This window comes from Micromonospora sp. NPDC049171 (assembly GCF_040648275.1).
Classification (GTDB): domain Bacteria; phylum Actinomycetota; class Actinomycetes; order Mycobacteriales; family Micromonosporaceae; genus Micromonospora.
This window is the reverse complement of sequence record NZ_JBEZDJ010000053.1, coordinates 1-23377: the sequence shown is the minus strand read 5'-3', so window position 1 is coordinate 23377 and position 23377 is coordinate 1. Positions and strand designations below refer to the sequence as shown.

Annotated in this window: 23 protein-coding genes; 12 read left to right on the top strand and 11 right to left on the bottom strand. The window is 71.7% G+C overall.

The annotated features are described in order from the left end of the window. The first annotated feature begins 157 nt into the window (after window positions 1–157). The 3 genes from purD (at window position 158) to AB0B14_RS36340 (ending at window position 3716) form a co-directional block, all read left to right on the top strand. Window positions 158–1408 carry a phosphoribosylamine--glycine ligase gene (gene purD, locus AB0B14_RS36350; RefSeq protein ID WP_357080792.1) on the top strand — a complete coding sequence of 417 codons (1251 nt, stop codon included), beginning with the start codon at window positions 158–160 and terminating at the stop codon, window positions 1406–1408. 509 nt (window positions 1409–1917) lie between these two features. Then, window positions 1918–2505 carry a SigE family RNA polymerase sigma factor gene (locus tag AB0B14_RS36345; RefSeq protein ID WP_357080789.1) on the top strand — a complete coding sequence of 196 codons (588 nt, stop codon included), beginning with the start codon at window positions 1918–1920 and terminating at the stop codon, window positions 2503–2505. After that, complete coding sequence (locus AB0B14_RS36340) at window positions 2505–3716, top strand: hypothetical protein (RefSeq protein WP_357080786.1); 1212 nt, start codon at window positions 2505–2507, stop codon at window positions 3714–3716. Before AB0B14_RS36345 ends, AB0B14_RS36340 begins: the two co-directional genes overlap by 1 nt. Window positions 3717–3772: 56 nt before the next feature. On the opposite strand, the gene AB0B14_RS36335 is transcribed toward AB0B14_RS36340, so the two are convergent. Beyond that, entirely contained in the window at window positions 3773–5335 is a 1563-nt protein-coding gene (locus AB0B14_RS36335) for an AMP-binding protein (RefSeq protein WP_357526673.1), read from the bottom strand. A gap of 410 nt (window positions 5336–5745) precedes the next feature. On the opposite strand from AB0B14_RS36335, the gene AB0B14_RS36330 reads away from it, so the two are divergent. Continuing rightward, window positions 5746–6183: a peptidase inhibitor family I36 protein gene (locus tag AB0B14_RS36330; protein WP_357080780.1), complete on the top strand. Its 438-nt coding sequence runs from the start codon at window positions 5746–5748 to the stop codon at window positions 6181–6183. 147 nt (window positions 6184–6330) lie between these two features. Here the strand turns inward: AB0B14_RS36330 and AB0B14_RS36325 are convergent, their stop codons facing one another. After that, on the bottom strand, window positions 6331–7545 hold the full coding sequence (locus AB0B14_RS36325; protein WP_357526671.1) for an acyl-CoA dehydrogenase family protein: 1215 nt from the start codon (window positions 7543–7545) through the stop codon (window positions 6331–6333). 1 nt (window position 7546) lies between these two features. Further along, window positions 7547–7999 (bottom strand): SCP2 sterol-binding domain-containing protein, encoded by a 453-nt coding sequence (locus AB0B14_RS36320; RefSeq protein ID WP_357526669.1) that lies wholly within the window; start codon window positions 7997–7999, stop codon window positions 7547–7549. A 68-nt stretch (window positions 8000–8067) separates the two neighbouring features. Between AB0B14_RS36320 and AB0B14_RS36315 the strand changes: the two genes are divergently transcribed. Further along, window positions 8068–8706: a TetR/AcrR family transcriptional regulator gene (locus AB0B14_RS36315; RefSeq protein WP_357080771.1), complete on the top strand. Its 639-nt coding sequence runs from the start codon at window positions 8068–8070 to the stop codon at window positions 8704–8706. Between the two features lie 40 nt (window positions 8707–8746). On the opposite strand, the gene AB0B14_RS36310 is transcribed toward AB0B14_RS36315, so the two are convergent. Beyond that, window positions 8747–9391 carry a DedA family protein gene (locus tag AB0B14_RS36310; protein WP_357526667.1) on the bottom strand — a complete coding sequence of 215 codons (645 nt, stop codon included), beginning with the start codon at window positions 9389–9391 and terminating at the stop codon, window positions 8747–8749. 169 nt (window positions 9392–9560) lie between these two features. Between AB0B14_RS36310 and AB0B14_RS36305 the strand changes: the two genes are divergently transcribed. Together AB0B14_RS36305 and AB0B14_RS36300 are read left to right on the top strand one after the other, a co-directional pair. Then, the gene (locus tag AB0B14_RS36305; RefSeq protein WP_357526665.1) at window positions 9561–10712 is read left to right on the top strand and encodes a histidine kinase; all 1152 of its coding nucleotides are present in this window, start codon (window positions 9561–9563) and stop codon (window positions 10710–10712) included. Then, window positions 10709–11350 carry a response regulator transcription factor gene (locus AB0B14_RS36300; RefSeq protein WP_357526664.1) on the top strand — a complete coding sequence of 214 codons (642 nt, stop codon included), beginning with the start codon at window positions 10709–10711 and terminating at the stop codon, window positions 11348–11350. Before AB0B14_RS36305 ends, AB0B14_RS36300 begins: the two co-directional genes overlap by 4 nt. 16 nt (window positions 11351–11366) lie before the next feature. Here AB0B14_RS36300 and AB0B14_RS36295 read toward each other — a convergent pair whose 3' ends face one another. The 7 genes from AB0B14_RS36295 to AB0B14_RS36265 all read right to left on the bottom strand — a co-directional run bounded on the left by AB0B14_RS36295 (window position 11367) and on the right by AB0B14_RS36265 (window position 18407). Then, window positions 11367–11984, bottom strand: a complete 618-nt coding sequence (locus AB0B14_RS36295; protein ID WP_357080759.1) for a DedA family protein — start codon at window positions 11982–11984, stop codon at window positions 11367–11369. A 79-nt stretch (window positions 11985–12063) separates the two neighbouring features. Then, on the bottom strand, window positions 12064–13326 hold the full coding sequence (locus AB0B14_RS36290) for an adenylosuccinate synthetase (protein ID WP_357526662.1): 1263 nt from the start codon (window positions 13324–13326) through the stop codon (window positions 12064–12066). Beyond that, window positions 13323–14282, bottom strand: a complete 960-nt coding sequence (locus AB0B14_RS36285) for a hypothetical protein (RefSeq protein WP_357526660.1) — start codon at window positions 14280–14282, stop codon at window positions 13323–13325. Before AB0B14_RS36285 ends, AB0B14_RS36290 begins: the two co-directional genes overlap by 4 nt. Window positions 14283–14291: 9 nt before the next feature. Next, window positions 14292–15263: a serine/threonine protein kinase gene (locus AB0B14_RS36280; RefSeq protein ID WP_357080750.1), complete on the bottom strand. Its 972-nt coding sequence runs from the start codon at window positions 15261–15263 to the stop codon at window positions 14292–14294. Continuing rightward, window positions 15260–16012, bottom strand: a complete 753-nt coding sequence (locus AB0B14_RS36275) for an NUDIX domain-containing protein (protein WP_357526658.1) — start codon at window positions 16010–16012, stop codon at window positions 15260–15262. The genes AB0B14_RS36280 and AB0B14_RS36275 overlap by 4 nt, the downstream gene beginning before the upstream one ends. 80 nt (window positions 16013–16092) lie before the next feature. Further along, the gene (locus tag AB0B14_RS36270; protein WP_357080744.1) at window positions 16093–17049 is read right to left on the bottom strand and encodes a MaoC/PaaZ C-terminal domain-containing protein; all 957 of its coding nucleotides are present in this window, start codon (window positions 17047–17049) and stop codon (window positions 16093–16095) included. Next, on the bottom strand, window positions 17049–18407 hold the full coding sequence (locus AB0B14_RS36265) for a 3-oxoacyl-ACP reductase (RefSeq protein WP_357526657.1): 1359 nt from the start codon (window positions 18405–18407) through the stop codon (window positions 17049–17051). The genes AB0B14_RS36270 and AB0B14_RS36265 overlap by 1 nt, the downstream gene beginning before the upstream one ends. 55 nt (window positions 18408–18462) lie before the next feature. Between AB0B14_RS36265 and AB0B14_RS36260 the strand changes: the two genes are divergently transcribed. From AB0B14_RS36260 to purB, 5 genes are all read left to right on the top strand, one after another. Continuing rightward, the gene (locus tag AB0B14_RS36260; protein ID WP_357526655.1) at window positions 18463–19755 is read left to right on the top strand and encodes an acetyl-CoA C-acetyltransferase; all 1293 of its coding nucleotides are present in this window, start codon (window positions 18463–18465) and stop codon (window positions 19753–19755) included. Between the two features lie 392 nt (window positions 19756–20147). Continuing rightward, entirely contained in the window at window positions 20148–20312 is a 165-nt protein-coding gene (locus tag AB0B14_RS36255; RefSeq protein WP_357526653.1) for a hypothetical protein, read from the top strand. A 170-nt stretch (window positions 20313–20482) separates the two neighbouring features. Further along, entirely contained in the window at window positions 20483–21058 is a 576-nt protein-coding gene (locus tag AB0B14_RS36250) for a UTRA domain-containing protein (RefSeq protein ID WP_357526651.1), read from the top strand. An 11-nt stretch (window positions 21059–21069) separates the two neighbouring features. Then, the gene (locus AB0B14_RS36245; protein ID WP_357526649.1) at window positions 21070–21798 is read left to right on the top strand and encodes a GntR family transcriptional regulator; all 729 of its coding nucleotides are present in this window, start codon (window positions 21070–21072) and stop codon (window positions 21796–21798) included. A gap of 79 nt (window positions 21799–21877) precedes the next feature. After that, a complete protein-coding gene (gene purB, locus AB0B14_RS36240; protein WP_357526647.1) occupies window positions 21878–23302 on the top strand; it encodes an adenylosuccinate lyase in 1425 nt (474 codons plus the stop codon). The last annotated feature ends 75 nt before the right edge of the window (window positions 23303–23377 follow it).

Genomic DNA, 23377 nt, shown 5'->3' with positions numbered 1-23377 from the left:
CCCCCGCCAGACGCTCGACTGGGCAACCCCAGCCGAACGCCTGGACCACCTCATCGCTACCTAACGATTGCACTCACCCCTTGACCCCAAGCCGATGCGCGGAGCAATAACCCCATGATCAACTAGGTGCGAGTGGGGGACAGTAGGATCTGGGGTCGTGCGGGTTCTTTTGGTGGGTGGTGGCGGGCGGGAGCATGCGCTTGCGCTTGGGTTGGTGCGCGATCCGGCGGTCAGTGCGCTGATTGCCGCGCCGGGTAACCCGGGGATCGCGAGCGTGGCTGAGCTGCGGGCCGTGACTCCGACTGATCCGGCCGCGGTGGCGGCGCTGGCCGTGGAGACATCCGCCGACCTGGTGGTGATCGGGCCGGAGGCGCCGCTGGTCGCCGGGGTCGCCGACGCCGTACGCGCCAAGGGGATCGCCGTGTTCGGCCCCTCCGGTGCGGCCGCCCAGTTGGAGGGTTCCAAGGCGTTCGCCAAGGACGTGATGACCGCCGCCGGCGTGCCGACCGCCCGGGCGTACGTCTGCACGGACGAGGAGAGCACCGCCCGCGCGCTTGACGAGTTCGGTGCCCCGTACGTGGTGAAGGACGACGGTCTCGCCGCCGGCAAGGGTGTGGTGGTGACCGACGACCGGTCCGCGGCGCTGGCGCACGCCGCCGAGTGTGGACGGGTCGTTGTCGAGGAGTTCCTCGACGGTCCGGAGGTCAGTCTCTTCGTGGTCACCGACGGGGAGGCGGCGCTGCCGCTCCTGCCGGCACAGGACTTCAAGCGGCTCGGCGACGGCGACACCGGGCCGAACACCGGCGGCATGGGGGCGTACGCGCCACTGGCCTGGACCCCGTCCGGCCTGGTCGACGACGTCATGCGCGACGTGGTCCACCCGACGCTGGCGGAGATGCGCCGCCGGGGCACCCCGTTCGCCGGCCTGCTCTACGTCGGGCTCGCGATCACCGCCGCCGGCCCACGGGTGATCGAGTTCAACGCGCGCTTCGGTGACCCGGAGACGCAGGTGGTGCTCGCGCTGTTGGAGACCCCGCTGGGCGGGCTGCTGCACGCGGCGGCAACCGGCACGCTTGCCGAGCATCCGCCGCTGCGCTGGCGCGACGGCAGCGCGGTGACCGTGGTGCTGGCCTCGCCGGGCTACCCGGTCGCGCCCAGCACCGGCGACGTGATCACCGGCGCGGACCGGCCGGGCATCATCCACGCGGGCACCGCCCGCCGGGCCAGCGACGGCGCGTTGCTCTCCGCCGGCGGCCGGGTTCTCTGCGGTACGGCCACCGGCGCCGACCTGGCCGCCGCGCGGGACGCCGCGTACGCGCTGGTGGACGGGGTGAAGCTGGCCGGCTCGCAGCACCGCACCGACATCGCCGCCGCCGCGATCGACGACCGGATCACGATTCCCGGCTGAACCCGGGCAACCCCGGCCCTCCTCGCCGCCGTTTGAGCGGTGAGATGAGGAGGTGGCGGGAGATGCCGGTCGATGTCGAGGGCCACCGCGAGTACGTCGGTACGCGGCTGGAGCCATTTCGACGTACGGCGTACCTGTTGTGCGGTGACTGGCACACGGCCGACGACGGGGTGGCCCATGGCGCTGGTCAAGCTGCTCCGGCACTGGCCGCGGGTATCAGGCATGGCAGTCCCGACGCGTCGTCCGGCGGACCCTCTACGGAGGGGACGGCGGTCCCATCGACGTGGCTGCTCCCGAGGCGCTGCTGACCGCGCGGGAACTCGTCGAACTGGCGCGGGCGCCGGGCCTGACCCGCTATCCCTGAGCGTTTGTCGCCCTCAAGGGGCAACCCGGCGTTACTCCGGCCACGACTTAGCGGTGTCAGAGGCACCGCGACGGGAGGAGTGGGAGATGCGGGTTTGCGGACGATCACCGTGCTGTTGGTGGCCGGTGGGAGGACAGGTCCGAGGATGCCGCTGAGCCGGAGATCGGTGGAGCGGTCCGCGGCCGACGCCGAGTACACCGAGTGCGTTCGTGTTGGTCTGCCGCAGTGGCGCCGGACGGCGTACCTGATGTGTGGTGACTGGCATCAGGGCGACGACATCGTGCAGCGGGTGCTCACCGAGTTGTACCGCAACTGGTCCAGGGCACGGCGGGCCGGCAACCTGAATGCGCTGGTCCGGACGATGTTGATGCGGCGGTTGATCGACGAGCGGCGACGCGGCTGGGCTCGGGTGCTGATCACCGACCTGCTTCCGGAGCGGCCCGCACCGACCGCCCCGGATGCCACGGTGCGGCTCGATCTGGTGGCGGCACTGCGCCAGGTCGCGCCGCGGCAGCGGGCCGTCCTGGTGCTGCGGTTCTTTCAGGACCTGAGTGTGGAGGAGACGGCACAGGCGCTGGGTTGCGCGCCGGGCACCGTCAAGAGCCAGACGGCCAAGGGGCTGGCGACGCTGCGAGGACTGCTCGCCCCGGCCCGAAACGGCGTGTCGGCCACCGCGCAGACCGGCACGGCGAGTGGCGCGCCGACCAACGTGTTAGCCCACGGGAGTTCATAATGATCGATGAGATGGATGTGGCGCGGTTGATGCGCGCCGAGGTCGAGGCGGCCGAGTCGCCGTCCATGGTGAACATCGAACGGGCGATGACCGCCGGGCGGCGGCAGCGCTGGTACGCGCGCAGTGCGGGCGCCGCACTGGCGGTGGTCGCGGTGGTTGTCGGCGCTGTCACGGTGCCGGGCCTGTTCGCGCCGACGGACGGGTCGTCGCCGTCGGCGCCGCCGTCGTCACTGAACCTGTTCGGCGCCCTGGCTCCGCTGGAGCCGTACACCGGGAAGGTGCCGTCAGCCGACACGTCCCGGATCCCGGCCGCATTGGAGACGATCGACCCGACCGTTCAGTACATGCGGTTCGGTTGGTTGCCGTCGGGCCTGGCCAGACTGAGTTACGACGCGGGTGTGTCGCCCCTTGGCCTGGGTGTCTCTCTGAGCGGGGATGTCGGCGATCCGCAGAACTGGGCGGGAGTCTCGGTCGATCTCTATCCGAAGGGGGTGACGCCGCAGGCGCCGCAGGTCATGGGCATTGACCAACGGGCACCCGTCGTGAGCACGGCGCCCGCGCCCGATGTGCGGGGCGCGGCGGCGACCTTCACCCAGTACGACGTCGACGGCACTGACCGGCTCATCCTCCGCTGGCAGTACGCCCCGGACGGCTGGGCCGAGGTCGATGTCTCACCCTGGGCGCAGGGGCAGGATGCCCGCGAGATCGCCCTGCACGTGGCCCAGAAGCTCAAGTTCAGTACGACCGAGCGGGTGAAGATGCCGGCCCAGGTCAGGGGGGTGCCGCAGAACCTGCGGCTGATCAACGCCAGCGTCGATGGGCCACTGACCCCGGACGGCTGGCGGTGGTACGCCAACGTCATGTACAGCGCCGAACCCGCCAGCGCGAGCCCCGGTACGCAGTGGTCGAAGACGCTGGACGTCAGCTTCTCCCCGTACGTCGAGATGACCGACAAGATCCGGGCCGAGTTGAACGGGAAGCTGTTGCACGAGCCGCCGAACACCACCATCGACGGTCATCAGGCGGCCTTCTACGCTGCCGCCGATCCGGGCTGGTTGGAGAGGCTGGATGTGATTGACGTGCGGGGAATGGTGGTCCGCATCGACGCGCATCGCGGCACGCTCGATGAGCAGGGCACGAAGGGCCTGTTCCAGCACCTCGACCTCACCGGGGCCAAGCAGGACTGGCGGCCCTCGCTGGTGGTCGACTGACGGGCGCCGTCACCGCCCCGGAACGCGCCGGTCTTCCGCCGACGGTTCCGGGGCGGTCAGCCGTAGTAGCGGCGTAGCTCTCGGCTGAGCACCTTGCCGGTGGCGTTGCGGGGCAGGTATTTCACGAAGATCACGTCCCGGGGGACGGAGAATCGGGCCAGGTAGTGCCGGACGTACTCGCGTACCGCCTCGGGGTCGAGCGTTTCGCCCGGGTGCAGGGCGAGGAACGCGGACAGTCGCTGGCCGTACTCGGCGTCGGGTACGCCGATCACGGCCGCCTCGCGGACCTGGGGCAGTTGGGCGAGCAGGTCCTCCACCTCGGACGGGAAGACGTTCTCGCCACCGGAGACGATCATGTCGTCGGCCCGGCCGTCGACGAAGAGCAGGCCGTCGGGGTTGAGTCGGCCGAGGTCACCGGTGTCGAGCAGGCCGTCGTGGGTCTCCCGGCTGGCACCGGAGGTGTACCCCTCGAAGAGCATCTCGTTGCCGACGAAGATCCGCCCGACCTGGCCGGGTGGCACCGGCTGCCCGTTGTCGTCGAGCAGTTCCAGCCGGGTGCCGTGGGGTGGCCGGCCGGCCGTGGTGGGTGCCTGGCGCAGATCCTGGGGAGCCGCGAGGGAGGCCCAGGAGACCTCGGTGGAGCCGTACAGGTTGAACATGACGTCGCCGTAGACGTCCATGAACCTCGGGGCGAGCCCGCCGGGCAGGGCGGAACCGCTGACCGCGACGACCTTGAGCGGGGGACGCGGGTCCGGCGCGGGCACCTCCAGGAGCCGCTGCACCATCACCGGTACGGCGAACAGGGCGTCACACCGGTGCGCGGTCAGGGCGGTGAGCGTGGCGACCGGGTCGAAGCGTCGGTGCAGCACGATGGTGGCCCGCAACGCCAGGCACACCTGGAGGGCGGCGAGCCCCCAGGTGTGGAAGATCGGTGCCGCGATCAGCACCCGGTCCCGGGCGTGCAGCGGGATGCGGTCGATGATGGACACCAGCGGGCCGAAGCCGTTCGGCGTGGGTCGGCGGGCACCCTTGGGCGTGCCTGTGGTGCCGGAGGTGAGCACGATGATCCGGCCGTCCCGCTCGGGCGGGTGCAGGTCACCCGGGAGCGCCCCGGCCACCAGCTCCTCGCGGGCCCGTTCGTCGAGACGTGGCAGCTCGGCGGGGAGGCCGAGGACCCGCTCGGCGAACTCGTCGTCGTGCACCAGCAGCCGCAGCCGCTGCTCCTCGGCCACGGTGCCGAGCTGGGCGGCGGAGAGCCCGGTGTTGACAAGCACGGCGTCGACGCCGAGCAGGGTGGCCGCGACGATCGTCTCGATCAGCCCGTGGTGGTTGCGGCAGAGCACACCGATCCGGTCGCCGGCCTGGACGCCGAGCCCCGCCCGCATCGAGCGGGCCATCCGTTCGGCCCGGTCGAGCAGATCGTGGTACGTCAGCTCGACGCCGTTCTCGTCGATGACCGCCGGCCGGCCGGGGTCCCGGGCGGCTGCCTGGCGCAGCTCGCCGGCCAGGCTCCACCCCCACGTCCGTAACGCGTTGAGCTGCGCGGCGACCCGGACGGGACTGCCGGGGGTGAGCAGCCCTCGACGGGTCAGCGTGGCAACGATGAACGGCAGGTCCATGCCGCAGACCTCCTCGGGTGGTGCGCGGACGGGCAGTGGGTGCCCCCCCGTCCAGCAGGGCGTCTTCCCTTGATCATGCACTGGGCGCGACGGAGGGCCCAGTTCGCGTCCGCGCGGGGTGACGAAGACGGCACAGCAGGTGGAATCCGCTGCCCTGCGAAGCCCCGGTGGTCGGCGTAACCACGAATCGAGTCTCACCAAACAATGCAAGAGCTGTTGGAAAAAAGCGCATTCGTCATCGCCTTGGTCGCGCCGAGTCGGAGCGGTCCAGTGATAATAAACTGTTCTTACAGACCTGCCGCGTATGTTCGTCAACGAAGACATGCGATGGCAAGGGAAATGGTCGACGTTGAGCTCCGTCGTATTCGCTTCCATCGCCCAAGTAGCGCTTCCCATTATTTGGAGGTTCGGTGAACCTGTCGAAAAAGCGTACCCTTGCCGCAGGGGTAGGAATCGTCGTAGCCGTTACCGGCTCTCTCTTCGCGATTTCTTCGCCTGCCTCGGCGGACTACGCGTGCCCGGCGAGGCAGGTGTGCTTCTTCCAGGACAAGAACGGCCACGGTAGCCCGGGCACGCTGGCGGGTCTGGTCCAGGGTGGCGGCGGCGTCGCCAACTTCTCTGATCACAAGTTCCACAACGGTGTGAACCTCAATGACCAGGCGTCCTCCGTGTTCAACAACACCAACCAGTACCTCGGGGTCTTCGAACACAACAACTACGGTGGGCGGTGGCAACGGGTCAAGCCGTACGGGTGGGCCAATTTCGGGGGTGATGTCAAGAATGACAGCGCCTCGTCCGCCCGGTTCGTCGACGAGGGGTGCACGCCAGGGCCGGAGTGGTGCCTTTAGGCCCACGGCGTCGGGCCCGGATGTCGGGCGCGCCTAATCGTCGCGGCCAAGTGGCAGAGCGAGGGCCGGAATTCGCGGCCCTCGCTCTGCCGCCCCAATGCTTCCCGGCGAGCTGCCCGACCGGCAGTCGGACCAGGGGCGGGCCGGTCAGCGGATCTGCATCCCGGAGATCGCCCGGGAGATGACCAGTCGTTGGATTTCGGAAGTGCCCTCGAAGATGGTGTAGATCTTGGCGTCGCGGTACCAGCGCTCGACCGGGTGGTCACGCAGGAAGCCGGCCCCGCCGAGCAGCTGCACCGCCTTCTCGGTGACCGACACCGCCACCTCGCCGGCCTTGAGCTTGGACATCGACCCCTCGCCGGCGGTGAACGGGCGGTTGTTGCGGCCCATCCACGACGCACGCCAGACCAGCAGCCGCGCCGCGTCGATCTCCATCCGCATGTCGGCGAGCGCGAACGCGACAGCCTGGTTCTCGATGATCGGCCGTCCGAACTGGACCCGGTCCTTCGCGTAGTCCAGGGCGTACTCGTAGGCGGCCCGTGCCACGCCGAGCGCCTGCGCGCCGACGGTGGGTCGGGTCAGCTCGAAGGTGCGCATCGCGGCCTGCCCGGTGGCCCGCTGGCCGGAGCGGGCCCGGTCGAGGCGTTCCAGCAGGGCGTCTCGTCCGCCGAGCAGGCAGCGGCCGGGCACGCGGACTCCGTCGAGGAAGACGTCGGCGGTGTGCGACGCGCGCAGGCCGAGTTTGCGCAGCTTGCGGGTGGCGGCCAGGCCGGGGGTGCCCGGGGGTACGACGAACGCCGCCTGGCCCCGGGAGCCGAGCGTGGCGTCGACCGAGGCGGTGACCACGTGGACTCCGGCGATCCCGCCGTTCGTGGCGTACGCCTTCTGGCCGGTGAGCACCCACTCGTCGGTGGCCTCGTCGTAGACGGCCCGGGTGCGCATCGCGCCGACGTCGGAGCCGGCTTCCGGCTCGCTGGAGCAGAACGCGGCGACGGCGGGCGAGTCGACGTCGCCGAAGCACTGCGCCACCCATTCGACAAGCTGGTCCGGGGTGCCGGCACCGTAGATGGCGGCGACGGCGAGCGAGGTGCCGAAGATGGAGAGGCCGATGCCGGCGTCACCCCAGAAGAGTTCCTCGCTGGCGATCGGTAGGGAGAGCCCGGTGGGGTCGGCCCAGCAGGTGGCGAGGAACTCGAAGCCGTAGAGGCCAACCTTGGCGGCCTCCTGGATCACCGGCCACGGGGTTTCCTCGCGCTCGTCCCACTCGGCGGCGGCCGGGCGCACGACCTCGGCGGCGAAGCCGTGCACCCAGTCGCGCAGATCCCGCTGTTCCTCGTTCAGGTCGAGCGAGAACTCGCCCATGTCAGGCCTTGGGGATGTCGAACAGGTTGGCGATGTTGGCGGCGAGGCCGAGGTCGCCCTTCGCCTTCAGCTTGCCGGTCATGAACATCATCACCGGGTTGGCGCCACCGGAGACGATCTTCAGGAACTCGACCGGGCCCATGGTCAGGCTCAGCTTCGGGTCGTGCTGCGGGGTCTCGTTCACCACGCACGCGCCGTCGGCGATGACCACCTCGTAGGTGTCGCTGCCGCCGTCGGGGCGACCGGTGATGACCCAGTGGATGACCGCGTTGGTGGAGCCGGCCCGGTCCGCCCGGAACAGCGCCGGCATCCGGCCGAACACCTCGCCCAGGACCTTGTCGCGCAGGTCACCGGACATCACCTGGGCGATCTTGTCGTCCGGGGTGGACTTGACCAGCTGGGCGAACTCCTTGGGGCCCACGTTGGCGAAGGTGGCCGGGTCGAAGTCAGTCATCAGGTGCGCCTTCCGGAAGATTTGGCTACTCGTGCGTAACCCTACGCACGAGTAGGTATGCTCGCAAGGTGTCCACCCCGCCTGCCTTCAAGCGCCTGCCACGTGCCGTTCGTGAGCAGCAGATGCTTGACGCGGCCGTCAAGGTCTTCTCCCGCCGCGGCTTCCATGCCGCCAGCATGGACGAGATCGCGGAGGATGCGGGCATTTCCAAGCCCATGGTGTACGCGTACCTCGGCACCAAGGAGGAACTCTTCGTCGCCTGCCTGCATCGGGAGGGCACCCGGATGATGCAGGCCATCGCCGGTGCCGCCGCTCCCGACCTGCCGGCGGACGTCCGGCTCTGGCGAGGGTTGAAGGCGTTCTTCGGCTTCGTGGGCGCGCACCGCGACGGCTGGGCGGTGCTCTACCGGCAGGCTCGCGGTGAGCAGCCGTTCGCTGGCGAGTTGGCCACCATGCGGGCCCGGATGGTCGAGGTAGTCGCCGGGATGCTCGACCACGCCCTGCGCGCCGAGGGCCGGGAGATCACCGCCGTCGACCTGGAGGTCGTGGCGTACGCCCTGGTCGGCGCGACCGAGTCGTTGGCCGACTGGCTCGCCGACCACCCGGAGGCCGACCCGGAGAAGACCGCCACCCGGATGATGAACGTGGCCTGGCAGGGCGCCGGCCAACTCCTGCACGGCGTCGTCTGGCTCCCGGCCACCGACTGACCGCCCCGAGATCAGCGCACCGGCCCGGCCGCTCCCGAGATCAGCGCACCGGCACCCGGCTCACCGGCTCGGTCGTCGACGCCGACTGCGCGGATCGGCGACGCCTGCCGAACCAGCGAACCACCTCGACGACCGTCGTCACCGTCAGCGCGAGGCCCAGACCGAGCAGGAGGCCGCGCAACGGGTCCTGCTCGAAGGCCAGCCCGCCGAGGTAGCCCACCAGCCCGGAGTAGAGCCCCCACGAGCCGGCGGCGAGCGCGTCGAAGGCCAGGAACCGTCGCCGGGGGTAGTGCACCGCGCCCATGGTGAGGGTGACCGCCGTCCGGCCGCCCGGCACGTAGCGGGCCACCGTGAGGATGAGACCTCCCCGGGTGGCGATGCCCCGACGCGCCCACTCGATGGCGCGCCTGCGCCGACCCTCGGGTGGGAGCCGGTCGAGCAGGCGTGCGCCACCACCCCGCCCGATGGCGTACGAGATGTGGTCGCCGACCAGCGCCCCGGAGGCGGCCACCAGGATCACCGCGGGGAGGTACGGCGCGCCGGAGGCCGCGAACACCCCAGCGGTGATCACCGCCGTCTCGCTCGGCACCACCGGGAAGAAGCCGTCGAGCACCGCGATCGCGAAGATCGCCAGATACACCCAGGGCGAGGACATCGTGTCGTGCAGCAGGTCGAGCAGGTCCATGCCCCGATGCTGGTACGCGTGCCGGGTCCCGCCATCGGCCAGTGGTCAGCCGGGTGCCACTACTTAGGTCGCATCCGGCCCGGACGACGGGTAGGGGTCATCCCCCACCGCACCCGGGTCCGACGGCGCGGGACGACCGGAGCCGCCGACGACGCCCTACGCTCGCAGCGTGGCCCCCAGCGCCGTCGCCGTCCGGCGGGTCGTCCAGCGGTACGCCCCGCTGCTGCTCGCCGTCCTGGTCGCCGTGGCGGTCGGGGCCAGTGCGGCAGGTGACCTCGGGGTCCGCTCGCCGCTGCCGGGCGTGGTCGTGCTGGTGCTCGCGGTGGCCTCGGGTTGGGCCGCCAGCATGATCCGGACTCGCCGCTGGCCGTTGTTCCTGGCCGCGGCGGTCGGCTGGTGGGTGCTCGCCGCCGCGGCGGCCGGGGTGGTCGCCTCGTACCAGGCGGGTCTGCGGCTGCGGGGCCGGCGGCTCGCCGGCTACCTCGTCGGTGCGGCAGTGGTGTTGGCCGGCGGAGTGGTCGTCGGGCTGGCGGTGGGTGGCGTACGCCGGATCACCACCGCCACCAGCGGCAACGTCCTCTTCCTCGCCACCGGTCTGGTTGGGCTGCCGTTGGTGGTCGGCCTCTGGGTGCGGGCGCGCCGGGACACGCTCGTCGCCCTGCGGGACCGGGCCGAGCGGCTGGAACGCGAACAGGAGGCCCGCGCCGACCGGGTCCGCGCCGAGGAGCGGACCCGGATCGCCCGCGAGATGCACGACGTGGTGGCGCACCGGGTCTCGCTGATGGTGGTGCATGCCGGGGCGCTGGAGGTGACCGCGGTCGACCCGGCGACCGTCGAGGCCGCCGCGCTGATCCGGACGACCGGTCGGGAGGCGCTCACCGACCTGCGTGAGGTGCTGGGTGTGCTGCGGCAGGCCGGTCCGGCCGTGGTGCCGGAGCGAGGGCTCGACGCGCTGGACGAGCTGATCGGGGAGTCCCGTGCCGCCGGGCTGCGGGTGCACCGGCGGGACGAGGGAGTGGTGTCGGCGCTGCCGGCGACGGTGGGGCGTACGGCGTACCGGGTGGTCCGGGAGGCGCTGACGAACGTGCGCAAGCACGCCGCCGACGCCGAGACGACCGTGTGCCTGCGCTACCTGCCGGACGGGCTGGAGGTGCTGGTCCGTAACGGCCCGTCCGGGGGCGGCCAGCCCCTGCCCGGCGCCGGGCAGGGGCTGCTCGGGCTACGGGAGCGGGTGGAGTTGCTCGGCGGCCGGCTGGAGGCGACGCCCGTCGACGGCGGCTTCCTGGTCCGTGCCCTGATCCCGACGGCGGGTGCGGCGTGATCCGGGTGGTGGTGGTCGACGACGAGCAACTGGTCCGCGCGGGGCTGCGGCTGATCCTGGAGGCGGCCGACGACATCACGGTGGTGGGCGAGGCGGCGGACGGCGCTGGCGCGTTGGAGCAGGCCCAACGGTTGCGCCCGGACGTGGTGCTGCTCGACGTGCGGATGCCGGGCGTCGACGGGCTGACCGTCGCGCCCGACGTGGTCGCCGCCGGACCCAAGGTGATCATGCTGACCACCTTCGACCTCGACGAGTACGTGCACCGGGCGCTGCGGGCCGGGGCGGTCGGCTTCCTGCTCAAGGACACCCCGCCCCGGGAGTTGGCCGTCGCCGTCCGCACGGTGGCCGCCGGTAACGCGATGCTCGCCCCGACTGTCACCCGGCGCCTGATCAGCTCGTTCGCCGAGCGTGGTCCGGCCCGCCGGGAGGCGGCCCGCGAGCGGCTCGCGGCGCTCACCACGCGGGAGTTGGAGATCGTGCGGGAGGTGGCGCGCGGGCACGGCAACGCGGAGATCGCCAGGCGGTTGGCGATGAGCGAGGCCACCGTGAAGGCGCACGTCAGTCGGGCGCTGGCGAAACTCCACGTCGGTAACCGGGTGCAGCTCGCGATCCTGGTGTACGACGCCGACCTGCTCTGAGCTGGCCCGAGGCCGGTCAGTGCCGGGAGGAGGCGCGGCGGTGCGCCCGGCCGCGTATCCAACGGATGCCCTCGATGCCCAGCGTGACGAGCACCGAGAGGCCGAGTCCGGCGAGGACGCCCTTGATGGGGTGGCGCTCGAAGGCCAGCCCACCGAAGTAGCCGAGCAGGCCGCAGTACAGGGCCCAGGTGATCGTCGCGATGCTGTCGTACAGCAGGAAGGACCGCCGGGGATAGCGCACCGCGCCCATGGTGAGGGTGACCGCGGTCCGGCCGCCCGGCAGGTACCGGGAGGTGGTCAGGATCAGCCCGCCGCGCCTGTTCAGGGCGCGTCGGGCCCACTCGGAGCTGGCCCGCCGGCGGCTGCCGTCGGGAAACCCGGCGAGCCGGTTCGCGCCGCCACCGCGCCCGATGGCGTACGAGATGTGGTCGCCGGCGCAGGCGCCCACCGCGGCGGCGGCGATCACCGCCGCCAGGTTGGGATTGCCGCCGGTGGAGAGGACCGCGGCGGTGATGACGGCCGCCTCGCCGGGTACGGCCGGGAAGAACGCGTCGACCGCCGTGAGCCCGAAGATCAGCAGGTACACCCATGGTGAGGTGACGAGCTGCCGGAGCAGGTCGAGCGCGGAGTCCATGCCCCCATGCTCGCCGGGTACGACCCGTCCCGGTGCCGAAGCGGCGGTATGACCTCCACCCGGCGGGAGGGCGGGGTGGTTAGGTCGCGTGGACTAGGGCTGGTGGGGCTAGTAGCGGACCGTGGGGGGTCTTGTCGTCGGCGGTGGGGCCTTGTGAGGTCAGCACCACCGGAGTGGCCAGTTCCGTGCGCACCGCCTCGGCCCAGTTGGGCGGCGGGTCGTCGTAGATCGGGCGGGAGCGCAGCAGGCGGGCGGTGAGCGCGGCCTGCCGGCCCAGGTCGCCGGGCGGGCCGGGGACGAGCCGGTCGGTGGTGTCGTAGCGGCGGCAGATCCGCAGCTCGGGGCCGGCGAGGTCGAGATGGGTCAGCGCCAGGCCGTCCACCCCACCGGCCGCCGCGAGCGCGTACCGGTGGGCGACCGCGTCGAAGTGGCCGAACCGGAACCGGCCCTGCCACGGGTTCGTGGCGTTGTGCGCGTCGGTGAACGGCAGGCTGGGGTCCTCGGTGACCAACGGGCCGTGCCCGTGCCGGGTGGTGACCACGCGGAGCACCCCGATCCGGGTCACGTCGCCAGGCTGGCCCGCCTCGGCGAGCAGGCCGTCGACGTTGGTGAACGTGGTGGTGCTCCACGTCGTGTACGGGTGGAAGCCGTGCCACTCGTCGAGCAGCACCCCCTGTGCGCCCTCGAAGACACAGGTGCCGGCGCGTAGCGCCCCGGCGAGCCAGGTCTCGTCGACGATCGCGACCCGCCCGGCGAACCCGGTGAACGCGGGCAGGCAGTCCTCGACCGGTGGCGCGTCCAACGGGCCCAGCTCGGCGGTCAGCCGGTCCCGCAGGGCGGTCAGCCGGCGACGCAGCAGCGCTGGGCGGCGGCAGTCGGCGACCCGGGGCGCGTCGTCCGGGTGGGCGAGACCGTACGCGACGGCCTCGCCCACCCCCAGCCCGCAGGAGCCGTGCCGGTCGGCTCCCCGGGCGATCTCCCGGGCCTGGTTGGCGGCCCGGTGGTACGGCGTGGCGAGCAGTGCCGCCCCGTCGACCGTCAGCCGGTCGAGCGCGTCGGGCACCCCCACCGTGGCGAGGTGGTCGGCCTCGGCGGCCAGCGCCAGCGGGTCCACCACCACGTGCCGCGACAGGTGGGTACGAACCCCGGGGTGGAAGGTGCCGGCCCCGAACTGCGCGAAGGTGTGGTGCCGCCCGTCGCGCAGCACGACGTTGTGCGCCGCCTGCGCGCCCCCGTTGAAGCGGACCACCGTGTGCACCGGGCGGGTGGCGCAGAGCCAGTCCACCACCGTGCCCTTGCCGGCGTCGCCGTAGCCGAGGTCGACCACCGCCACGTGCCTCACAGCCGCGTCACCCCGCCGGTGGTGTCGGTGAAGGCGGGCAGCGTCGACACCTCGGCCCGCCGCCCCCGGCCGAGGCGGGCCAGGGCCTTCGACACGGTGCCGGTGGCGGCCGAGCCGGCGTGGTCCAGGTGGCGCAGGCCCTCGTCCAGGTCGATAGCCTGCTCGCCGAGGCCGATGGTGAGCGCGATGGTCTCGCAGACCGCGTCGAGGTCGTCGAGCACCACGGCGTTCTGGCCGAACAGGTCCCGCCAGAAGTCGAGCACCTTGGCGTTGCCGGCGTAGTGGCTGCCGGCGGGGAGCAGGTAGTAGGTGTCCCAGCGGCGGGTCACCTCGTCCACGATCTGCCGCAGCGGCACGTCCTCGCCCAGGTCGTCGCCGATCAGCTTGGCCACCTCCCGGGCCTTCACCTGCGGGTACGCCAGCTCGTCGCCGATGATGAACAGGTAGCCGCGCCGGCCGCGCTTCTCCCAGTTGTCGGTGGCGGTGTGCCGGGCCATGAAGTACATGGCCAGCTCGTACGACTCGCTCATCTGCCCGCCGCCACCGCCCTCCAGCACGATCCGGCCGAGGTCGTCGTCCATCCGGTTGTCCGACTCGAACTGCCCGACCTGCAACGGCACCCGGTCGCAGGTGGCGTCGCCGATCGCGCCGAACATGATCTGCGGGTCGCTGGCGTACCCCTGTCGTTGCAGCAGCCCGAGCAGCTGCGGCAGCTTGGTCTGCAGGACGCGCGGCACGTTGCGCATCGAGCCGGTCACGTCGAAGAGCACCGCGACGGGGGTGGACTGCGGGTGCTCGTCGGAGTCGCGGCTCTCGCGCACCGCGCCGCGCGGGTCGAGCGCGGTGTGCACGGTGCGCGCTCCGCTGTCGCTGTAGGAGAACGCGCTGCGGCCGGTGGTGCGCCGGTAGCGGTCGGCGGCGTCGTACACGTCGGTGGACCAGATTCCACTGCCCATGACAGCTCCTTAGGGGGTGAGGGTGAAGGGACGGAAGGTGCGCGGCCCGTAGCGGCGGTCCAGCACCTGGTCGAGTTCGCGCAGCAGACGCCAGGCGTCGGCGGGTCGGGCGTGCAGGGACCGCTGCCGGCAACCCCGTGCGAAGGCGTGCAGCTCGCGGGGGGCACGCGGCCCCATCAGCCAGCTCATGCAGCGGCTGGCCATCGCGATGTCGGTGCCCGGTCCGGCGGGTCGCTTGCGGGTGACCTCCTCCGGGTACCAGTCCGAATGGCCGGGCACCAGCGCCGGGATCGTGCCGCCGACGGGGGCGGAGAAGCACCAGTCGACGAGCACCACGCCGTGGGCGTCCGGCTCGATCAGCACGTGTCGGGGCAGGACCGCGCCGTGCACCAGGCCCGCCCGGTGGGCCAGGCCGAGCACCACCAGCAGCCGCCGCCACATCCAGGCCACGTCCCGGGCGTCCAACCCGTCGGGGTACGCGTGCCGCACCTCGTCGAGGTCGTGCAGGCCGGGCGCGGTGGCGATGACGTTGATCCGTCGTTCGGCGCCGGACGCGGTGTCCCGGTGCGGGAACTCGTCGACGAGCCGGGGCACGTACGGCAGGTAACGCGGGTCGCCGCGCTCGGCGATGGTGCGCAGGGCGTGTGCCTCGCGGGCCAGCAGATCGTTGTCGGTGGGGCGTCGGGGGAGCTTGAGCAGCCGGTCGTCGCCGACGTCGTAGAGGTCGGCCAGGTCACCGGAGTGGGCCGGCGTGCCGAGCCGGTAGTCGCCGAGGACTGTGACCTGTCGGGCCTGCCACCTGGTGGTGACGTGGATGAACGCGTCGAGGGCCTCGGCGCGTACCGCCGGGTCGGCCGGCAGGCGGTCGGGGTGCAGGGCCGCGACCAGCTCGCGGTAGCGGCGGGCCGGCTGGTCCGTGCCGAACAGGTCGGCGTCGGTGTGGGCCGCCGCGACCAGGCCGATGGCCGCCGCCGTCCTCATCGCACCGTCTCCTCGCGGGCGGGGCGCAGCAGCGCCGGGTGCAGCAGGCGGGCGTCGCCGGCCCGGTAGAGGCGGGCGCGGGGGCCGCCGCGGGAGCCGCCGCGCTCGGTGCTGGCGCCGGTGCTCTCCACGAAGCCGGGCACGGAGAGCACCTTGCGGTGGAAGTTGCCGGCGTGCAGCGGGTGACCCCAGACCGTCTCGTAGACGGTGCGCAGCTCGCTGATCGTGAACTCGGCGTCGAGGAAGCGCGTGGCGAGCGGGGTGTATTCCAGCTTGGACCGGGCCCGCTCCAGCCCGTCGTCGATGATCCCACCGTGGTCGAAGGCGAGCTGTCGGCTGGTCAACGCGGTGACCGGCAGCCAGATCGCCGCGTCGGCGTCGGTGCCGGCGGCCGGATCCGGCAGGTCGGGGGCGAACGCGAGGTGCGCGATCGAGACGACACGCATCCGCGGGTCGCGGTCGGGGGTGCCATAGCTGCCCAACTGCTCCAGGTGTACGCGACGCAGCCGCTCGCCGCCGAGCCCGGTCTCCTCGGCCAGCTCCCGTCGGGCGCCGGCGGCCAGGTCCTCGTCGGGTTGGACGAAGCCGCCGGGCAGCGCCCAGTGCCCGGCGAAGGGCTGCTGACCACGCTGGATCAGCAGCAGGTGCAGTGCGCCGTCGCGGATGGTCAGCGCCACCACGTCGACGGTCACGGCGACCGACGGGTAGGCCCGTGGGTCGTACGCGGCCAGGAACTCCTGCTCGTTCATCGCGTCTCTCTCAGGTTGAGAACATCTCGCTCTGAGAACAACCTAGCGCACGACGGTGTCCCTGCCAAGCCCGGACATCGTCAGCGCACGAGACCCGCCAGGTGCGGTCGGCCGCGCGGGTCGTGCAGGGCGAACCCGCCGTCCGGCAGCAGGGCGAAGTCCACAGTGCTCGGCAGCGACACGGGGGCCTTGAAGGCGACCTCGACGGTGTAGGCGTCCGGCAGCCGGTTCTCCAGGGCGGCGAGGCAGCGCGCCTTGCTCCACATGCCGTGCGCGATCGGCCGGCGGAAGCCGAACAACCGCGCACCGAGCAGCGAGGTGTGGATCGGGTTGTGGTCACCGGAGACCCGCGCGTACGTCGAGCCGACCCGGGAACCGACCCGCCAACGAGCCGTGGCGGCCGGTGCGTCGGGGCGGGTGCTCCGCTCGCCCCCGCCGGCCCTGCGCTCCCGACCCAGGTAGGTCGAGACACCCTCCCAGACCGTCTCGCCGTCGACCGAGCCCAGCAGCACCACGTCCACCTGCCGCCCCCGGTCGTGCGGGCGCAGGTTCTCCGCGTACGTCGTGAAGTCGAGAGTCTCGTCGGCGCTGATCGGGCGGCGCAGGGTGATCCGGTTGCCGACGTGGACCAGACCGCTCAGCGGGATGGGAAACTCCGGCTCGGTCATCAGCCGCAGGGCCAGCGGGAAGCCCAGGACGTGCGGGAACGTCGCGGGCAGCCGGTCGGTGAGCCGGAAACCGCAGACCCGGTCGTACGCGGCCAGGTGCGCCCGGTCGACCCGCACCCCGCGTACGGCCAACTCGCCCGCCGGCAGGCCGGACCCGCGCCGCCGAGCGCCGAGGCCCGGCAGCGCGCCGAGCACCGCCCGCCGGTGGACCGCCCCGGTCGCCGGCAGTCGAGGCAGTTCGACCCGGGTACGACCACCGGGCTCCGGCCGAAGTGCTCTGGCTCGCGTCTCCGCCGACAGTGTCTCCGTCGGACCGTCGATCAGCTCGTGCAGGGACAGGTCGTCGTCCGGCTCCTTCCGACCGCCCATCACGCCCCCAGCAGGCTCTGGCCGCAGACCCGGACCACGTTGCCGTTGACCGCGCCGCTGGCCGGCCAGGCCAGCCAGCCGATCGTCTCGGCCACGTCCACCGGCAACCCACCCTGGGCCAGGCTGTTCATCCGTCGGCCCGCCTCGCGGACCACAAGCGGGATGCGGGCGGTCAGCCGGGTCTCGATGAAGCCGGGGGCCACCGCGTTGACGCTGATCCCCCGCTCGCGCAGGGCTGGGGCGAGCGAGTCGACCAACCCGATCACACCGGCCTTGCTTGTCGCGTAGTTGGTCTGCCCCCGGTTGCCGGCGATCCCGGCGATCGAGGAGACCGCGACGATCCGCCCGCCAGTCGGGATCAGCCCGCGCTCCAGCAGCACGTCGTTGATCCGCTCCTGACTGGAGAGGTTGACGTCGATGACCTGGTCCCACCGGTCGGCGTCCATCCGGCCGAGCGTCTTGTCCCGGGTGATGCCGGCGTTGTGCACCACCACGTCGACCCGGCCGTGCCGGGTGGCCAGGTGGTCGGCGAGGCGGGTCGGCGCGTCCGGCGCGGTCAGGTCGAGCTGCACGGCCGTACCGCCGATGTCGTTCGCCACCGCGGCGAGGGCGTCCCCGGCGGCCGGGATGTCCAACGCCACGACCCGTGCGCCGTCGCGGGCGAGCACCTTCGCCAGTGCCGCGCCGATGCCCCGCGCGGCACCGGTGACCAGCACGACCTGCCCGTCCAGCGGGCGGTCCCAGTCGGCCGGGGCGCTCGCCTCGCCGGCACCGACCCGGATGACCTGCCCCGAGACGTACGCGGACCGGCCGGACAGGAGGAAGCGGACTGTCGACTCCAGGCCGGTGAGTGTGCCGGCGTTGTCGCCATCGCGGGTGACGGAGACGAGTTGCGCGGTGCTGCCCCGGCCGAACTCCTTGCCGATGCTGCGGACCAGCCCCTCCAGGGCGCGCTGGGCGGTCGCCTCACGGGGCGTCGCGCACTCCTGTGGCGGGGTGCCGAACACGATCACCCGACCGCTGGGCAGTAGTGCCCGGGCCTGCGGGTGGAAGAAGTCGTAGAGCTGACGCAGTTGGGTCGAGTCGGTGATCCCGGTCGCGTCGTACACCAGGGCTCCGACGCGGTCCGGTGCTGCGGTGGTGGTGGTGTCGCGCGGCTCGACCCCGGCGGTGGTCAGGATCTTGGCGAGCGGCTCGGCGAGCCGGCCGCCGGTGGCCGCGCCGAGCAGGGCCGGCCCGGCCAGTAGCGGGTCGCCGGGGTGGTGTCGGCGCAGTCGGGGCGGGTCGGGCAGCCCGAGGCGCTTGACCAGCGCGCGGCCGGCGGCCGATTGGACGAAGCTCGCGTACCTGTCGGTCATGCGCGTAGCCTACTGGCGAGTAGGGTTCGAGCGACACATGTCGAGGAGGCGGATCGTGCAGAGCATTCGGCGGGTCGCGGTCATCGGGGGCAACCGCATCCCCTTCGCCCGGTCCAACTCCCGCTACGCGGACGCGTCCAACTCGGACCTGCTCGGCGCCGCGCTGGACGGTCTGATCGCCCGGTACGGGCTGGCCGGCCAGCGGGTCGGCGAGGTGGTGATCGGGGCGGTGCTCAAACACTCCCGCGACTTCAACCTCGCCCGTGAGGTGGTGCTCGGCTCCCGGCTCGACCCGCACACCCCGGCGTACGACATCCAGCAGGCCTGCGGCACCGGCCTGGAGGCGGCCATCCTGGTCGCCAACAAGATCGCCCTCGGCCAGCTCGACGTGGGCATCGCCGGCGGTGTGGACACCACCTCCGACGCCCCGCTCGCGGTCAACGAGGAGATGCGCCGCACGCTGCTCAAACTCAACTCCGCCCGCACCCTCGGCGAACGGCTCAAGGTCGCGGCGAAGCTGCGCCCACTGCAACCGTTCAAGCCGGAGATCCCGCGCAACGCCGAACCACGTACCGGCCTGTCCATGGGCGACCACGCCGCCCGCACCGCCCTGCGCTGGCAGATCGACAGGCGACCCCAGGACGAGCTGGCGCTGCGCTCACACCAGCGCCTCGCCGCCGCGTACGACAGGGGTTTCTTCGACGACCTGATGACGCCCTACCTGGGGCTGACCCGCGACGCGAACCTGCGCCCCGACACCAGCCTGGACAAGCTCGGCGCGCTCCGGCCGGCCTTCGGCACCCGCGGCCCGGACGCCGAGCACGCGACGATGACCGCCGGCAACTCGTCGCCGCTCACCGACGGGGCGTCCACCGTGTTGCTGGCCAGCGAGGAGTGGGCCGCCGCGCACAGCCTGCCGGTGCTGGCCTGGTTCAGCTGGTCGGAGACGGCGGCCGTCGACTTCGTGCACGGCGACGAGGGGCTGCTGATGGCCCCCGCCTACGCGGTGCCCCGGATGCTCGCCCGAGCCGGGTTGACCCTGCAGGACTTCGACTACTACGAGATCCACGAGGCGTTCGCCTCGCAGGTGCTGGCCACCCTCGCCGCCTGGGAGTCGCCGGAGTTCTGCAAGGACCGCCTCGGCCTGGACGCGCCGCTGGGCGCGATCGACACCGACCGGCTCAACGTCAACGGCTCGTCGCTGGCCGCCGGGCACCCCTTCGCCGCCACCGGCGGGCGGATCGTGGCGACCCTGGCCAAGCTGCTCGCGGAGAAGGGCAGCGGACGCGGGCTGATCTCCATCTGCGCGGCCGGCGGCCAGGGAGTGACGGCGATCCTCGAACGCTGAGGGTCGGCCGTCCGCGCTGCCTGCCGGGGAACCGCACCCGACGGGCTCGATCACGGTGGCCGGAATCGGGTCCAACCGAGGAACCGGGCATGCAATACGTCGGCAGGAGGATGCGAGAGGTCGACGGCTGCGTCCGCCAGATGTAGGCCCAGGTACAACGCCAGCGACAGCCGGTCGTGTGCGTACTCGATGAGCAGCCGGCGCCGACGGTTCGGGCACGGCCACTCCTGTCCGCAGCCGGCGCAGGTCCAGGCCGGTCGGACGGGCACATGCGGGGCAGGAACCGTACGATTCGCCGGGCGCACGGCGGGTCGAACTCGTAGGGCAGCCAGGCGCACCAACACCCGACGCTGACGCCGGCCGGTCGGCCCACCCAACTCGATGCCGCGTAGGTGAATCCAGACGCCGTCGCTGTGCCGTTCGCGCCGACCCACCTCGATCACCCGCAGAACCAGCCGGCCCAGCCCGTAGCAGTAGTGCTGCTCGTCAACCGCGACAACATCACCTATCCGGACAGCGGGTGGCCCATGGCGGATCATGGCGTGATCCAGCCGTGAGCGAAGCGGCGATAGGCGCTCATCTCGCGCTCCTGTCAGCGATGTACGGGCACACGGCAGCTCCACGAGACCGGATGGGGAAGTGAGGGCCATTGAGATAACCTTACTGCCATACGTGTAAGGCATCAAGGTGCGAGCACCGGCCCATGGGGATCTACTGTGAGTGCGAGGTGCTGGGCCTGGGCGAGGCGAAGGAGCGGATCTTGAGGGATCTCGAATGGATCAGCGTCTCCACTCCCTACGTGACGCCGAGACTGCCCGGTGAGGCCGAGGCCTGGGGAGCGGAGGCGGCACAACACGGCGGAGTGGGCACGCAGCGTCTGCTCGACGTCACCGAGATCGTTCCGGCAGCGGAATTGGCCGAGGCGCTGCAACTGGACGCCGGTGCGCCGGTGATCCAGCGCCGCCGACTGATGTTGCTGGATGAGCGGCCGGTGGAGTTGACCACCTCTCTCTATCCGGCGACCATCGCTCGCGGCACCGGCCTTGCCGAGCTGCGCAAGATTCGCGGTGGGGCGGTTACTCTGCTGGCGGAGTTGGGGTATCGGCCGCGCCGGGTGAGTGAAGATGTCTACACGCGTCGGGCAACCGATGCGGAGCAGTCGCTACTTCACCTGCGCGAAGACGACTGGGTGCTCGGGCTGACTCGCGTGCTCAGCACCGATGACGGGTTGCCGGTCGAGCTGAGCGTGATGAGCATGACTGCCGAAGGTCGTCGCCTCCGGTACGAATCGTCGATCGCGTAGGGGAGTCCGTCTTGGCTCGCAGGAGCGACGATCGGCCCCGGCACGAGCAGATCGCTGCCGACATTCGGGCGCGCATCATGGCTGGCGAGCTGCCGTCCGGATCGCAGTTGCCATCGACAGCGCAGTTGATCAACCAGTACTCCGTTGCGAACGCGACAGTGCAACGGGCCCTCGCCGCGCTGAAGGAAGAGGGATATCTCCACAGTCGGGTGGGCAAGGGGGTCTACGTACGGGATCGCCAGCCGTTGGTCATGGAGGTCGATGCCTACGTCCCGCCCTCCCGCGGTGGGTACACCTACCAGTTGCTCGACGTCGCCGAGGTGCAACCGCCCGCCGATGTGGCGCTGGCACTCGGTGTCGCCGACGATGAGCCCGCCATCCTCCGCCAACGCCTGCTCTCCTACGACGGTGAGCCGGTGGAGGTGTCGTGGTCGTACTATCCGGTCTCGATCGGCCGAGGCACCGTGATCTCGGCGCGCCAGAAGCTCGTTGGTGGCGCCCCTCGGGCGCTGGCCGAGCTGGGGCACCCTCAGCGAGATCTCGTCGACCGACTGTCCGTCCGAATGCCGACCACCCAGGAGCTCGAGATCCTGTCGCTGCCGCCACAGGTGCCGGTGATCCGCCAGTTTCGGGTGGTCCGTTCGGTGCACGGGCAGCCGGTCGAGGTGTCAGTCCTGATCAAGGGCGGCCATCTGCATGAGCTGCGGTACCACCAGCAGATCCGACCCGAGGGCGGATAGGGGCAGCCGACGTCCCCGGCGGCCTCGGCAACCCGGGCCGGTCCCGCTGTCGACAAGCGGGTGCGGGACAATGAGGTACGTGACGACGATCCCCAACGTGCTGGCCAACCGGTACGCCTCACCCGAACTGGTCGCCCTCTGGTCTCCGGAGGAGAAGGTCCGGATGGAGCGGCGGCTCTGGCTCGCCGTGCTCCGCGCTCAGCGCGACCTGGGTGTGGCCGTGCCGGACGGCGTGGTCGAGGCGTACGAGCGGGTGCTCGACCAGGTCGACCTCGCCTCGATCGCCGAGCGGGAGCGGGTCACCCGGCATGACGTGAAGGCCCGGATCGAGGAGTTCAGCGCGCTGGCCGGGCACGAGCACGTGCACAAGGGGATGACCTCTCGTGACCTCACCGAGAACGTCGAGCAGCTTCAGGTGCGTGCTTCGCTGGAGCTGATCCGGGACCGGGTGGTGGCCACCCTCGCCCGGTTGGCGTGGCTGGCGTACGAGCACTCCGAGCTGGTCATGACCGGCCGTTCGCACAACGTGGCGGCGCAGGCCACCACGTTGGGCAAGCGCTTCGCGTCGGCGGCGGAGGAGCTGCTCATCGCGTACGAGCGGCTGGAGGAGCTGATCGCCCGTTACCCGCTGCGCGGGATCAAGGGACCGGTCGGCACCGCCGCCGACCAGCTCGACCTCTTCGACGGCGACGCCGACAAGGTGGCCGAGCTGGAGCGCCGGGTGGCCGAGCACCTGGGCTTCTCCCGGGTGCTGGACAGCGTCGGGCAGGTCTACCCGCGCTCGCTCGACTTCGACGTGTTGGCCGCGCTGGCGCAGACCGCCGCCGCGCCGTCGTCGCTGGCCACCACGATCCGGTTGATGGTCGGCCAGGAGTTGGCCACCGAGGGCTTCAAGCCGGGTCAGGTCGGCTCCAGCGCGATGCCGCACAAGATGAACACCCGCTCGTCGGAGCGGGTGAACGGCTTCGCGGTGATCATCCGGGGTTACCTGTCGATGGTCGGCGAGCTGGCCGGTGACCAGTGGAACGAGGGGGACGTGTCCTGCTCGGTGGTCCGCCGGGTGGCCCTGCCGGACGCGTTCTTCGCCGCCGACGGGCTGTTCCAGACCTTCCTCACCGTGCTCGACGAGTTCGGCGCGTACCCGGCGGTGATCAACCGGGAGTTGGAGCGGTTCCTGCCGTTCCTGGCGACCACCAAGATCCTGGTGGCGGCGGTCCGGCGTGGCGTCGGCCGGGAGGTCGCCCACGAGGCGATCAAGGAGCACGCGGTCGCGGTGGCCCTGGCGATGCGCGAGGCGGGCTCACCGGAGAACGACCTCTTCGACCGCCTGGCGGCGGACGGCCGACTCGGCCTGTCCCGCGCCGACATCGACACCCTGGTAGCCGACCGCACCGCCTTCGTAGGTGCCGCCCAGTCCCAGGTGGAAGCGGTAACAAGCCGCATCACCAAGGTAGTCCAAACCCACCCAAACGCCGCATCCTACTCCCCACCCCCCATCCTCTAACCCCCACCCCACCCACCCCACCCCCACCCCCCCCCCCACCCCCCCCCCCCCGGGGGGGGGGGGGGGGGGGGGCTG

What these genes read in the sequence shown, in the direction of transcription:
- AB0B14_RS36275 (WP_357526658.1), bottom strand. Translation starts at nt 16,012, where the DNA reads ATGAACGAGCAGGAGTTCCTGGCCGCGTACGACCCACGGGCCTACCCG.
- AB0B14_RS36285 (WP_357526660.1), bottom strand. Translation starts at nt 14,282, where the DNA reads ATGGGCAGTGGAATCTGGTCCACCGACGTGTACGACGCCGCCGACCGC.
- AB0B14_RS36335 (WP_357526673.1), bottom strand. Translation starts at nt 5,335, where the DNA reads ATGGACCTGCCGTTCATCGTTGCCACGCTGACCCGTCGAGGGCTGCTC.
- AB0B14_RS36310 (WP_357526667.1), bottom strand. Translation starts at nt 9,391, where the DNA reads ATGGACCTGCTCGACCTGCTGCACGACACGATGTCCTCGCCCTGGGTG.
- AB0B14_RS36320 (WP_357526669.1), bottom strand. Translation starts at nt 7,999, where the DNA reads ATGACTGACTTCGACCCGGCCACCTTCGCCAACGTGGGCCCCAAGGAG.
- AB0B14_RS36280 (WP_357080750.1), bottom strand. Translation starts at nt 15,263, where the DNA reads ATGAGGACGGCGGCGGCCATCGGCCTGGTCGCGGCGGCCCACACCGAC.
- AB0B14_RS36295 (WP_357080759.1), bottom strand. Translation starts at nt 11,984, where the DNA reads ATGGACTCCGCGCTCGACCTGCTCCGGCAGCTCGTCACCTCACCATGG.
- AB0B14_RS36325 (WP_357526671.1), bottom strand. Translation starts at nt 7,545, where the DNA reads ATGGGCGAGTTCTCGCTCGACCTGAACGAGGAACAGCGGGATCTGCGC.
- AB0B14_RS36345 (WP_357080789.1), top strand. Translation starts at nt 1,918, where the DNA reads ATGCCGCTGAGCCGGAGATCGGTGGAGCGGTCCGCGGCCGACGCCGAG.
- AB0B14_RS36265 (WP_357526657.1), bottom strand. Translation starts at nt 18,407, where the DNA reads ATGACCGACAGGTACGCGAGCTTCGTCCAATCGGCCGCCGGCCGCGCG.
- AB0B14_RS36270 (WP_357080744.1), bottom strand. Translation starts at nt 17,049, where the DNA reads ATGGGCGGTCGGAAGGAGCCGGACGACGACCTGTCCCTGCACGAGCTG.
- AB0B14_RS36340 (WP_357080786.1), top strand. Translation starts at nt 2,505, where the DNA reads ATGATCGATGAGATGGATGTGGCGCGGTTGATGCGCGCCGAGGTCGAG.